Here is a 13,888-nt window from a genome sequence, read left to right as displayed (position 1 = left end):
TTAGTAATCAATCGTATTAAAGTTGATATTTCTTTACTTTAGTATTTGACCTAGGAAGTAATTAATATAGATGAGCTATATCTATCTATAGAGTGATGGTTGAAATTACAAAATATGTGCATAGATTTAAGTTAAAAGGTGCTGTTTAGGAGTGCGATCGCTGTTTTATAGCAATTAAAAAAATACAGCAGATTGGTAGGGGCACAACAATATTTGTGCCCTTACGAATAATCTATGCATCAAAAAGACTATCTAAACTGGTATTCTTTATTTAAGAAAACTTTGTGCGATCGCAATTTTTAATTTAGTTAAAACTCCAATTCTTCCCTTGAATTTTCGCTACTTCCAGACCTATTCAAATCTTGCATGAACCAAGAAATTGTTTCAATATATCTAGCAAGTTGTTCTACTGTTGGTGCTTCAAACAAATTGCGTACAGATACATCTATTTGCAAAGTATCCCGAATTCGAGAAACTAACTGAGTAGCAAGTAAAGAATGACCGCCTAATTCAAAGAAATTATCGTGAATACCTACTTGTTTCTTTCCCAAAACTTTCGCCCAAATTTCTACAAGTAAATCTTCAAGCTGGTTTCTAGGTGCTACATAATCTTGTTGAATAAAAGTGATTTTATCAGATGCAGGTAAAGCCCGGCGATCCACTTTACCATTGGGCGATAATGGTAGAGATTCCAATAAAACGTATGCTGTTGGAACCATATATTCTGGTAACTTTACTGTCAAAAATTGATGTAATTCCATGCTTGTTGGGATTTGTTCTGGATGAGGAACAATATAAGCTACCAATTGCTTCTCTCCAGGTATATCTTCAGCAGCAATTACTATAGCTTGCTTCACTGCTGGATGTTCGCTGAGTACGGCTTCTATTTCTCCCAATTCAATGCGGAAACCGCGAATCTTGACTTGGTTATCAATGCGACCTAAAAATTCAATATTCCCATCGATTAAATAGCGCCCCAAATCACCAGTTTTGTAAAGTCTTTCCTCTGCAATAAATCCCGTTTCAGGAATTGTAATGAAACACTCAGCAGTTAACTCAGGTCTATTTATATATCCTCGCGCTAGTCCTTCACCTCCAAGGTACAACTCGCCAAAAACGCCAATAGGAACAGGTTGTAAATTAGCGTCTAGTATATAAATTTGGGTATTTGAAATCGGGCGACCGATAGGAATAGATGTAGCTGATTCTGCTACTTCTTGTACTGGATAATAAGTAGAAAATGTAGTATTTTCTGTAGGGCCATACACATGAATTAAATTCTGAGGCTTACCATGTTTTAGAATTTTCCTTACCCATCTAATATCAATAGTTTCACCACCAAACAGCAAATATCGCAGAGTTGAAAAAGCTTGCGGAAAATCTCTAGCAATTTGTTGGAATAAGGCAGTAGTTAAAAACAGAACGCTGATACCTTTTTGTTTTAGCTGTAATGCCAATTCCTGAGGCGAAAGAATGACATCTTTACTAATACCAACAAGTTGAGCGCCGTTAAGTAACGCTCCCCAAATCTCGAATGTTGCTGCATCAAAAGAAATATTTGAAGCTTGGGCAATTTTGTCGTTAGTTTCTAATTTTATATAGTTTGTATTGCATACCAACCGATTTACAGCTTTGTGAGTTACAGCTACTCCTTTGGGTTTACCTGTAGAACCAGAAGTGTAAACTACATAAGCTAAATTATTACTGTTTACATTGCTGGTAAAATTTTCTTCAGTTTCTTGGGCGATATTTTCCGAATCTTTATCTAGACAAATAATTTGATGCGAGAATTCTGCAAAATGCTTGAGCAACTTTTCTTGTGTAACTAACACAAAAGCTCGTGCATCATCTAACATAAAATTTAGACGCTCTTGAGGATAGCTAGGATCTAATGGTAGATATGCTCCGCCAGCTTTTAAAATTCCTATTAAACCTACAATAAATCCTATTGACTGCTCTAAACAAATCCCTACTACGACTTCCGAATTTACGCCCAGTTTTTGTAAATAGCGAGCTAGTTGATTGCTGCGATTATTTAATTCTCGATAAGTGATTTGTTGATTATCAAAGCTTAGGGCTATGGAATTACAATGCTGCTCTACTTGCTCTTGAAATAATTGATGAATACATTGATTATGAGGATAATCTGCCTGAGTATCATTCCATTCGACGATTAGTCGATTTAGCTCCTTTGCACTCAATAAGGAGAAATTAGCTATAGGTTGCTCTGGATTTCTCACAATGCTTGCTAACAATATTTTTAAATGTTCTAGCATTCGGATAATGGTGGCTTTCTCAAACAAAGCTGTGTTGTAGACCATTACACCGCGAATACCTTCAGAAAGTTGCCACTTAGCTCCCCATAAACTTCTAAAATCTTCAGAACACTTCCACAAGTTCAACTCTAAATCAAAGCGAATTTTTTGTAGGTCAATATTTATAAAACTAGGCACTAACCCAGGCATTTCTATTGCTGACATAGGAGCATTTTGGAAACCAAATACCACTTGAAATAGGGGATGGTAGCTCAAGTTTCGTTCTGGATGCAGTTCTTCAACTAATTTTTCAAAAGGTAAATTTTGGTGGCTATAGGCTCCAAGAGTAACATCTCGGACTCTGCCTAACATTTCTTTAAAAGTTGGGTTGCCACTGAGGTTAGTACGTAACACCAAACTATTAACAAAAAAACCAATTAATCTCTCAATTTCACTGCGGTTGCGATTAGCAATTGGCGAACCTACTGTAATATCTTCTTGATGGGTGTAGCGATAAAGTAAAGTTTGAAATGCCGCCAGCAGAATCATAAATAAAGTGACATCTTCTCGCTGTGCAAGTGCTTCAAGTGCATCAGTTAGCTGTGATGGTAACTCTAAAAATTCTATTGCTCCTTGATAGGTTTGTATATTTGGTCGTTTTTTATCTGTGGGTAAATCTAGCATCGAAATACCGTTTAATTGCTGCCGCCAATAAGCTAATTGAGTTTCTAAAACTTCTCCTTGCAACCACTCGCGTTGCCAATGAGCAAAGTCAGCATACTGAAGAGGTAGTTCTAACAAAGGCAAAGGCTGGTTTTGTACAAAAGCTGTGTAAATAACACTCAGTTCCCGAATTAACACCCCAATCGACCAATCATCGCAGATAATATGATGCATATTCAGCAATAAAATATGTTCTGTTTGGGAAAGTACAAATAACATTACTCGCAGCAGCGGCCCTGAAGACAAATCAAAAGGACTTTCTATTTCTGCGCTAATCAAGCGTTTTGCTTCAGTTTCCCGTTTATCGATTGGCAATTGTTCCAGGTCTAATACATTAACAGGTATTGTTAAATTGGGCGCTATAACTTGTAAAGGCTGTCCATCTAACACCGTAAAAGTAGTGCGAAAAACTTCGTGACGACGCACAATTTCGTTAAATGTCTGCTCTAGCGCTGCTAAATTCAGCGAACCCGTTAAACGAATTGCTGTAGGTACGTTGTAAATACTATTGCCAGGATTTAGCTGGTCGAGAAACCACAATCGTTGTTGAGCAAAAGATGCTGGAAACACAAAGACTTCTTCAGAAGGCATATTGCTCCTTATATCAATTCGGAATTTAAATTTGAGATTTTGGATTAAAAATTCTTACTGACAGATAGTTTCAGAAATCTCAAACAATATTTACTATTCTGGTGATGCTTTAAACTTGATTTAGCCAATGTAAAATATTAGCTTTACTATCTGCTAAACCCTTATAAACTAGCGAATCTAGTGACATAGACTCAATCGCAGCACACAACTTTTCCCCTAACAAGGAATCTTTTTTGATTAAACTGCAATCTCTAAAATAAGTACGAATAGTAAATAATGCTGCTTCATATTCTGGTAATCCCCAAATTACTTGTCGCTCAATTCGCAAGTAAAGCTTGGGATTTTGAGGATCAAAGTTTCTACCTTGCCACTGACTAACTGACACACCAGGCGGTGCTTCGGGATGGTGGTTCAGGCGGGTGTCGGTACTCAAACCCCAAGCAAAACGCACCATTGGTTTATTAGTAATCATAGTCTTAACGATCGCATCTGCTCGGCGATTAATTTTTTCTATACCTGCAACAGGCGTATGGATGGCTGCAAAATCTTTACCAATTTTGTCCTCAGCTGACCAATGATTGGGATAGCACAAATGAACTGCACTCAGCCAACTGTCTCCATCGTTTCCACGACAGATAACTGTTAAGTCTTCTTGTATCTGCGCTGCTAGAGCATCAAGGGTAGAAGTGTAAGCTGGGACAACGGCACTACCTTCGACTCGCTGTAATTGCCAGTCTGCATTTAGATAGAGAGTTTCCTTGGTAAGTTGGCTATGGAATATCAAGGTGTTTGCTGTTGATTTTTGGTAGCCAAAGTATTCTGGACGATCTTCGGTGAGGCGCTCAACTATCAAACGAGCGATCGCACCTGCCACAGCCGTAGAATAGTTATAAGTCTGGTAGTATTTACTTAACCGTTCCGCACGTGCTAAAAGTTTAGCCTGACGGTAATCAGCAAAATTTTCATCAATTTGAAACACTTGGTTATCAGCTTCACCATTACCGAAACAAGAGCCAAACGCCATCATCCCTGGCTTGACTTCGTAGCGTCCGTTCATCAGGGGGAAGTAGCAAGCCGGACTATTAAAGACTGCGATTTGCGTGTCCACAAGCTATAGATGGTTGCATAAGCATAATATTTTTACGCTAGCTCAGATTTGGGAGTGCGATCGCAAAGTTCTATATCTTATTTTCAATGCAAGCTATAAGCTGTGCAGCCAAAACTTGAATATGAGGCTTTCTCAACATGGTTAAGTGATTACCTGGAATCTGATAAATTTCTGTTTGCTCAACAGCCAACTTATCCCACCCCATACTCAAATCTTCTTTAGCAATGCTTGATATCGTGCTTGTTTTAAACAGCGTAATTTGCTCAGGGTAGATCTGTGGAATATATTTAATAACTGCTTGACTATTAGCATAGAATATACGCAATATTGGCGTGATTGTTAACTCATGTAAAAGATGTAACTTACTATTATCAGATATTAAGTTACTTGGGAAAGTTTCTTCTAAATGCACGTGCATTAACAGATTTTTATCAAACCAGCTATTAAATTTTTTTAAAGCCTGAGAAATTAAATTTTTAATTTGATTCTTGCTATGAGCAGCTATTAGACAACAATATTCAAACAAAAAAGGCCATATATCTCGCGCCACAGTAGTAAAAAGAAACTGCAAGCTCTTACCCAAGGAAGGAATATTACCAGGAAGTGGTGCTAAAGTATCAAGCATAGCAAGTAAAGCCACCTCATCTCCAGACTTTTGCAGTTGTTGAGCCATTTCAAAAGCCACCCAACCGCCAAAAGACCAACCACCTAAAAAATAAGGCCCTTTTGGCTGCACTTGACGTAACGCTTCAATGTAGCGAGTAGCCATATCTTCAATGCTAGTTAGCGGCGGATTTTTAGCATCCATTCCTAGAGATTGCAACCCATAAAATGGTTGATTATTGCCTAAATGATGAGCTAATTCATAATAAGGAAATATCACACCAAAGATAGGATGAACGCAGAAGAAAGGCGGATTTGAGCCATGTGGCTGAATGCTAACCAAAGGAGAGCAAGCTAAAGACTCTGTTTTTGTTGATAGAGAAGTTGCTAAACTCTCAATTGTTGGGTTTAAAAATAAGGTAGCTAACGATAAGTCAAGCTGAAATTGCTGGCGTATCTGTTCTACAACCCTGACAGCAACTAAGGAATTACCTCCCAAGTCGAAAAAGTTATCGTGAATACCGACACGCTCAATATTCAGAACTTCAGCCCAAATTGCTGCTAACTTTGATTCTGTGGGATTACGAGGAGCGATAAAGGTTTTATCTATTGAACGGCTATTTGAAATATCGAGTGCTGTTAGTGCTTGGCGGTTTACTTTGCCATTAGGTGTAAGAGGTAGAGAATCTAAGATGACAAAGGTTTTTGGAACCATATATTCTGGTAATTTATCTTTGAGGAATTGCCGAATTTCAATTGTTGTTGCTGTATAGTTAGTATCGAGAACAATATAAGCTAATAATTCGTTTTCACTAGATATAGCTTCTTTAGCAACTACTACTGCTTCTTTCACACTTTGATGTTGGCATAATACTGTTTCAATCTCCAACAATTCAATTCGGAAACCGCGAATTTTTACTTGATTATCAATACGTCCTAAAAATTCGATATTACCATCTGGTCGATAACGTGCTAAATCGCCTGTTCTATACAAACGGCTGACTTTAGCTTGTTCAAAATGATTAGGAATAAACTTTTCAGCAGTTAATTCAGGACGATGAAGGTAGCCTCGTGCTAGCCCTTCATCAGCTATATATATTTCCCCGGTAATTCCGATGGGTACAGGCTGTAAATATTTATCTAATATGTAAATTTGCGTATTAGCAATTGGACGACCAATTGGTGGGTTCTCACAAGCAGAATTAATTTCAGCAATCGTTGACCAAACACTTGCTTCAGTAGGGCCGTAAGCGTTAAAAAATTTTCGATTATAACTCAACCAACGTTGGACAATCTCTTTTGGACAAGATTCGCCTGCACAAACGATAGTTTGCAATGCGGGAAGCGATTCTGTAGGTAAAACTGCCAAGACAGTAGGCGGAAGGGTAACGTGAGTAATAGCGTTTTCGCGCAATAATCTCAGTAAACTTCGACTGGGGAGAAGAGATTCTTTATCTGCTAAATATAGAGTCGATCCTGTTCCTAGCGCCATGACAATTTCAAAAATTGCGGCATCAAAACTTAATGAGGCAAATTGCAGAATGCGGCTACTTTCTGGCAATTTGAAAACTTCAATCTGAGCTTTTATTAAGTTAGAAAGTCCTCGATGTTCGATTAAAACACCTTTAGGCTTTCCTGTTGAGCCAGAGGTGTAAATAACATAAGCTAAGTTGCTAGATGTAATACAGGTATTTGTATTGTCCTGACTTTGAGAAGTAATTATTTCTCTATCTCGATCCAAGCAAATTACAGATATCTCATGATTCTCAAAAAGCTCAACAAATTCCTTTTGAGTTACCAAAACTGATACTTTCGCGTCTTCTACCATGAATTGAAGACGTGCTTGAGGATAGCTAGGATCTAAAGGTAGGTAAGCGCCACCCGCCTTCAGGATGCCCAAAAGTGCAACGATCGTTTCTAATGAACGCTCTATGCAAATTCCAACTAAAACATCTGCACCTACGCCTAATTTTTGCAGGTAGCGTGCAAGTTGATTGGCTTGGATATTGAGTTCGCGATAGGTTAGCTGTTTGTGTTCAAATACTAGAGCGATCGCATCAGGATTTTTCTCTACCTGTGCCGCAAATATCTCATGAAAATACTTCTTTTCTAATTCTTGCCTTTTAGGATAATTCCAATCAATTAATAACTGCTGCCGTTCTTTTGCAGTTAATAAAGGCAAGTTTGTTAAACGCTGTTCTGGATTAGCAACTATACTTTCTATAAGTGTTTGAAAATGCCCTAGCATCCGAGTAATAGTAATATCATCAAATAAATCGGTGCTATATACTACTTCTCCTTTAATAGTTGTTAAATCTTGCCACAGGTGAAACTCTAAATCAAGTTTTGCAGTTTTGCTGTCGAACTCGAATTGCGAAAGCTTTAACCCTGGTAAATCTAGTGCTTGAATGGGAGTGTTTTGCAGACTAAATACTACTTGAAACAAAGGATGATGACTTAAATCTCGTTCTGGTTGCAATTCCTCCACCAACTTTTCAAAAGGCAATTCTTGATGAGCATAGGCTGCTAAAGTAACCTCGCGGACGCGGTGCAATAATTCTTGAAACGTTGGATTGCCAGAAAAATCAGTACGCAGCACCAAACTATTAACAAAAAATCCAATTAATCCTTCTATTTCACTGCGGTTGCGATTGGCAATAGGCGTACCAACTGCAATATCTTCTTGCTGGGTGTAGCGATAAAGTAGAGTCTGAAATGCTGCTAACAGAGTCATGAACAAGGTAACGCCTGCTTGCTGACTCAGTTGCTCTAGCTTCAAAGTTAAATACTGCGGTAGTTCGAGAAATTGTTTTGCACCCTGATAGGTGGAAACTGCTGGCCTTAACCTGTCTGTGGGCAGATTCAGTATTGAAATTCCATCTAACTGTTTTTTCCAGTAAGCTAATTGGATTTCTAGCGGTGTACAGCCGTTCTTTGTGACTTGTTGCAACCATTCCCGTTGCCATTCAGCGAAATCTGCATACTGAATGGGTAATTCCGGCAAAGGCGCTCGCTGATTTTCGGCAAAGGCTTTATATAATATCCCCAATTCTCTAATTAGCACGCCAATAGACCAACCATCAGCGACAATATGATGCAAATTTAGCAGTAGGATAAATTCGGCTTCATCCAGTTGTAGCAGCGTCAATCGCAGTAATGGCCCGGTATTCAAATTAAAAGGACGTTGAGCTTCTGCGGTTGCAAATTGCCGCGCTTGTTGTTCGGGTTCTTGGCTCTCGTACTTGCGTAGGTCGATTACGAGTATGGGTATGGTTAAGGTGGGAGCTATTACTTGTAGGAGTTGCCCATCTGCCATGACAAACGTGGTGCGTAAAGTTTCGTGGCGACGGACAATTTCGTTAAATGTCTGCTGTAAGGCTGTGAAGTTGAGAGAACCTGTCAGGCGAAGCGCTGTGGATACATTATAAAATGGGTTCCCTGGTGCTAACTTGTCGAGAAACCATAACCGTTGTTGGGCAAAAGAAGCGGCAAATACAAAAACCTCTGCTTCTTCAGTACTAGTGGGATTACTAGAAATATACTGGTTCATAAGTGCCTCAACTCCAGCAGAACTGCCTTCTTGGGATGCTCTGAACCTATCGTAGAGTAGAATTCACGAACAAGACGCGGAGGTTTTTTTGACAAGTTTAGCTGATGCAGTAGAGCGAGCATTGCCCACTCTACTTTTAAAACATTAGCTGCCTTGGCGTGCAGTCACTTCAGAGCCAGCAGTAACAATTACTACATTCTCCGGCTTAATTAAATCCTTGATAACGTCTTGTACTTGGGTCATATTTACAGACTCAATTTGTTGAGGATAGTCTCGGATTTCTCTCGGTGAAAGACCGTAGACAGCATTACCCAAAATAATGTTTGCTACAGCGCTGGGATTAGCTAAATCTACGGGGTAGCTGTTGGAAATTGAACGTTTTGCATTGTTCAATTCTGCCTCAGTCACTCCTTGCTCGCGGATTTGTTTGAGTAAAGCCAGGGTGCTGGCGATCGCTTTTTCTGCATCTTGCGGATCTGTCTGCATCTGAATCAAGAAAGGCCCGGGATTGATTCCCGCAGCAAAGGCACTGTAAATACCGTAAGTTAAACCTTGGCGATCGCGGACTTCTGTACCTAAGCGACTAGACAAGGTATCACCACCCAAAATCTGATTCAGCACCATAGCTGCATAGAAGCGCGGATCTCTGCGCGAGATGCCATTATAACCGAGGTAGGTAACAGCCTCTGCCTTGCCGGGAATTACCTTGTTCAGGCGTTTCAAGCTTTGGGGTAACGCTACGTTAGGTAAGTTGAGCGTCGGTGGCTTACCTTGGACTTGCCATTTGCCAAAAGTCTGATTTAGCAAAGTTTTGACTTTAGCTGGCTCAAAATCTCCAACTAGAGCGATCGTTGTAGTATCCGGGCGGTAGTGTTCTTGGTAGAAGCGCAGTACATCATCGCGAGTAATACTATTTAAGCTTTCGACTGAAGGAAAGCTGTGGAAAGGATGATTTTCTGGGTAAATTGCCTGCTGGAATGCCCGTCTTCCCAAAGTTTCAGGGTCATCAAGTTGTAATTTTAAACTGGTCAATGCCCTTTGACGAGTCAGTTCTAATTGGTCGGCTGGGAAAGTGGCATTTTGTGCTACATCTGCCAGACTTTGAACTAAGATTGGCAAATCAACTGATAGTCCTTGACCGCTAATACTAACTCCTTCACGACCAGCACCAAAATCAAGACTAGCACCCCTGTCTTCTAAAGTTTTTGCTAAAGTCAAAGCATTTCGAGTTTTCGTACCATTCATTAAGTTGTTAGCAGTTAAATTCGCTAGCCCAGCTTTTTGATTGCCATCAAACACAGTACCCGCATCAATTTGTCCGCTAAGGTTAACAATCGGAACGCTGTGGTCAGGTAACAGCAGCACCCGCAACCCATTTGCGAGCGTAAACTGCTCTGGTAGAGCTTGCTGACTCGAACTGGTAGCAGAGGTAGCAGGAGGTAAATATTTAGCCAATTCTGCTGGATCTACAGGTTTACCGGGGCTAAAATTCTCTACAGTGCGACCGGAACCACCACTAGCAGCTGCTTGTTTGCCATCTGGTTGAGTTGGTTCAAAGAAACCGATGGTTTGTTTAGCAGAGTTGAGGTAAGTTTTCGCTACTCGTTGTACATCTTGTGGAGTTACTTTGGCGATCGCCGCTAGATATTTCTCCACAAAATGGTAATCTCCAGTAATGGTTTGGTTATATCCCAGTTGTTGCGCTTGACTGGTGATATCTTGGTTACTCAAGACAAAATTAGCTTGCAGTTGCGTCTTGGCGCGATCTAATTCTTCCTTAGTAACTGGCTGCTGTTGTAATTTCAACAAAGATTGTTGCAGTACTTGGGAAATTTTTGTTAACTCTTTACCTGGTGCTGCCGTAGCATTAAGTTCATACCAACCCGGTTCTAGCAGTTCTGCGGCGCTACCACTTACCGAGCTAGCCAGTCCAGATTCTACCAAAGCTTGATAAAGCCTAGAACTACGTCCGCCTGTCAGAATCATATCCATCACATCAATTGCTGGCACATCGGGATGGTTAATGTCTGGCAGAGGATACACCGCTTGCAGCAGTGCTGCACTTCCGGGTTCCTTCAAAACAATGGGCGCTTTGGAACTAGCAGCAGAATTTCCTGCTACCTTAGGTTGCTGCGTTCTCGCGTCTTTTTTGGATCTTGGCTTCACCTTGCCAAAAGTTGCTTTAACCGCTTTGAGTGTAGGTTCTGTAGCAAAATCGCCTGTAATTACCAATGTAGTATTTTCAGGGCTGTAGTAGGTTTGGTAATAATTACGCACCTGCTCCACCGTGAATTTTTCCACATCGGCTTTTGTCCCACCCACAGGTAAGCCATAAGCACGGTTGGGAAAAGCAGCTTGCATGACTGCCCTGTCAAGACGATAGCTTGGTGAATTTTCATACCCTTGCAACTCGGATATGACTACTCGTTTTTCACTGGTTAGTTGCTCAGGCCCAACTAAGGAATTTTCCATGCGATCGGCTTCGAGAGTCAACAGTGCTTCTAATTTGTCTCGCCGCACTGTGCCAAAATAGACCGTTTCATCGTAGCTAGTAAAAGCATTAAACTGACTGCCTAAAGCACTAAATAAACGCCCAAACTGCACCGGACGGTCTTTAGTCCCTTTAAATAACAAATGCTCTAATTGGTGAGAGATGCCACTCTCCCCTTTACCTTCATTACGAGAGCCTACTTTATACCATACCTGCACGCTGACTACAGGAGCAGTGTGTATTTCCTTGGTCAGTACCGTTAAGCCATTATCTAACACCGTTTTTTGCACCCCTTGGGAGAGCGATCGCCCAGATACAGGTGCTACTGCTGTTGGTGTTGCCGCATAAGTGAAATTGCCAGAGAAGGGTACAGTACTAAGAAGCAGACTGAGTAATAACCCTATAAGCATATATGAGCGTAGCTTCATAAACCATTCAGAATCAAATTCTAAATTTAACTTAAAACCTAGAGAAGACAGCAGAGTTACTAATTTATGGACTTGCAATTACAAATATCCTATCGCTGTGTAAGCTATTGAAGCAGAGTCAGCACAAGACAAAAATATCCTCGCTGTCTTATATCAATTTGAAAAAAGTGACAGATGAGTAGGGGCACGGCATCAGTAAGATAATTTGATATACCAAAAGATTGTCGGTGCCGTGCCCCCACAAAGAATTTATCTGTCGCAAACATTATTTGAATTGGTATTAGCTTTTAAAATTAGATAATTTACAACAAATTGTAATTAGATAAATTACACAATTATTGGTCTCAAAATCTAGCATCAATCCCGTGTAATTTCTATAATTCCCTCAGCCTGAAGTTGGCTGTTAATTTGATGAACTAGCATTAGCAAAACAACTCAAAACCGCGTCCCAAGCTAACTCAGAGGCTAGTATGCCTAAAGCAGTGGTTTCTAAATACTTATTCTCAACTTCGTTAGTGGTGACAGCGTAGAGAACGTCACCATCATCAAGCGTGTGAAACGGTTGAATTGCTCTTGCCATTGAACCGTGAACTTGCTTTGCTAACTGTTTAAGTTGTTTTGATTGCAGTTTTTGATTTGTAGCTACTAAGGTTAAAGTTGTGTTACCTTTAGCGGTTCTAGCATCCAGATGAAATTTGATTCGCTGTTCTAAATCATCGCTAGTGCAACATCGCTCTCCTGTATTTGGGTTTAACAGCCCGCGTACAACCTGTCCCTGACGATCTACAATTGCTCCGATCGCATTCACAATCGTAAATACAGCTAGCTTTGTCTCGCCAATTTGACGGAACGCACCGCCTTGACCAGCAGATTCAGCATTGCTAAAGTCAAAAACTTTACCAACAGTCGCAGAACGACCAGCGCCTCTTGCACCTAAAGGAAAAATATCGGGTTTTGCGGCTTTGAGTGCGGCTTTTCCTAATTCTTTATCTGGATAAATCGAGTTATCACGTGGTAAAAAGTCAAAAATAATTGCACCCCGCACCACAGCTATGTCATACCAATGAGTGCTATAATTCCGCAAAGCAAATAATTCCGCAGATACGCCAGTAGCAGCCTCTAAACCATAAAGTGAGCCTCCAGCGTAGCAAATGGCATCTACCCAACCGTCACCCGCCATGATTGTACCTGGCGCACCACCTCGAATATCAACAGATGCGATCGCACCATGAGGAAAATAGAAAACCGTGCAGCCAGTTTTGCCTAATTCGTATTCTGCAACGCCAATATGAATGCTAGGGAAGTCAAATTTTAAGAGTGGTTCGTCGAATTCTGTTTTCGGAGTCAACTTCATTTGTCTCTTGCTTGCCTAAATTCTATTCGTTACCAACGGCTACCAGCACCGCTTCTACCACTCACTGTAGCCAGAACTGCGATCGCTACTACCGCTACTGTAACAGTTATCGCTAATCAGGCGATCGGCACGATGATGTTGTTGAAACCTCACAAGTTTCTCAAACTATTTTTCTATGATGAAAATGCAGCAAAGTGAGAGAAACCAGATATAAAGATCGGCTTCACGAGTTTAACTCCCATTGTCACAGCTAATTAAACTCAAAAGGAGCAGGAAATTATGAGAACCGCAACACTACTTGACCCAGCGACAAAAATTCCCGATCGTTTAAGCGAACAAATTAAACACTACTTTCCCGATAAAGAATTAAACGATTTGACAATCCGATATTACGAAAGCGTAGAAGATGTAGGCTATGAGTACTTTCAAGACAAAGTCTTGCCAACTTCTAACTACGATCTGGTTGTTAAATATCTTGAACCCTTTATTTCCTACATCAAATTGGGAGAGGCTTTAACTCTGTCAACACCAGGAATAGTAGTCTACGACACTCAGGAAAATAACAAATGCACCGAAACAGGGCCATTTTGGTTTGTAACTGTTAAGTCGGCAGATGAAAGTTAATTATAAAACTGCCTGCTTTCAGTTTTACTTTTTTCCCTGTATCCTACATAGAAAAAATGCGATCGCTCTATTGTTGTTGATATTTAACCAGAGCGATCGCTTTTAATATGATTAGCCTTGAAAGCAATGGAAGCGCTGGCCAGATTTTAAGTAATCGGGGT

Annotated in this window: 7 protein-coding genes; 2 read left to right on the top strand and 5 right to left on the bottom strand. The window is 40.4% G+C overall.

Annotation, left to right across the window (positions count from 1 at the left end; all coding sequences use genetic code 11):
* Positions 1-308: 308 nt before the first annotated feature.
* From AACU33_RS26930 to AACU33_RS26910, 5 genes are all read right to left on the bottom strand, one after another.
* The gene (locus tag AACU33_RS26930) at positions 309-3,569 is read right to left on the bottom strand and encodes a non-ribosomal peptide synthetase (protein ID WP_096592480.1); all 3,261 of its coding nucleotides are present in this window, start codon (positions 3,567-3,569) and stop codon (positions 309-311) included.
* Between the two features lie 109 nt (positions 3,570-3,678).
* On the bottom strand, positions 3,679-4,626 hold the full coding sequence (locus AACU33_RS26925) for a heme-dependent oxidative N-demethylase family protein (protein ID WP_339376521.1): 948 nt from the start codon (positions 4,624-4,626) through the stop codon (positions 3,679-3,681).
* A gap of 121 nt (positions 4,627-4,747) precedes the next feature.
* Positions 4,748-8,830 (bottom strand): non-ribosomal peptide synthetase, encoded by a 4,083-nt coding sequence (locus tag AACU33_RS26920; protein WP_096592477.1) that lies wholly within the window; start codon positions 8,828-8,830, stop codon positions 4,748-4,750.
* A 144-nt stretch (positions 8,831-8,974) separates the two neighbouring features.
* Positions 8,975-11,749: an insulinase family protein gene (locus AACU33_RS26915; RefSeq protein WP_096595399.1), complete on the bottom strand. Its 2,775-nt coding sequence runs from the start codon at positions 11,747-11,749 to the stop codon at positions 8,975-8,977.
* Positions 11,750-12,152: 403 nt separating this feature from the next.
* Complete coding sequence (locus AACU33_RS26910) at positions 12,153-13,103, bottom strand: P1 family peptidase (RefSeq protein ID WP_096592474.1); 951 nt, start codon at positions 13,101-13,103, stop codon at positions 12,153-12,155.
* On the opposite strand from AACU33_RS26910, the gene AACU33_RS26905 reads away from it, so the two are divergent.
* Both AACU33_RS26905 and AACU33_RS26900 read left to right on the top strand, forming a co-directional pair.
* Entirely contained in the window at positions 13,104-13,301 is a 198-nt protein-coding gene (locus tag AACU33_RS26905) for a hypothetical protein (protein ID WP_096592472.1), read from the top strand. It begins immediately after the preceding gene.
* 81 nt (positions 13,302-13,382) lie between these two features.
* Positions 13,383-13,727, top strand: a complete 345-nt coding sequence (locus AACU33_RS26900) for a hypothetical protein (protein ID WP_096592469.1) — start codon at positions 13,383-13,385, stop codon at positions 13,725-13,727.
* Positions 13,728-13,888 lie beyond the last annotated feature (161 nt).

Source organism: Calothrix sp. NIES-2098, from assembly GCF_963875125.1.
Classification (GTDB): domain Bacteria; phylum Cyanobacteriota; class Cyanobacteriia; order Cyanobacteriales; family Nostocaceae; genus Aulosira.
This window is presented reverse-complemented; position numbering and strand designations above follow the sequence as displayed.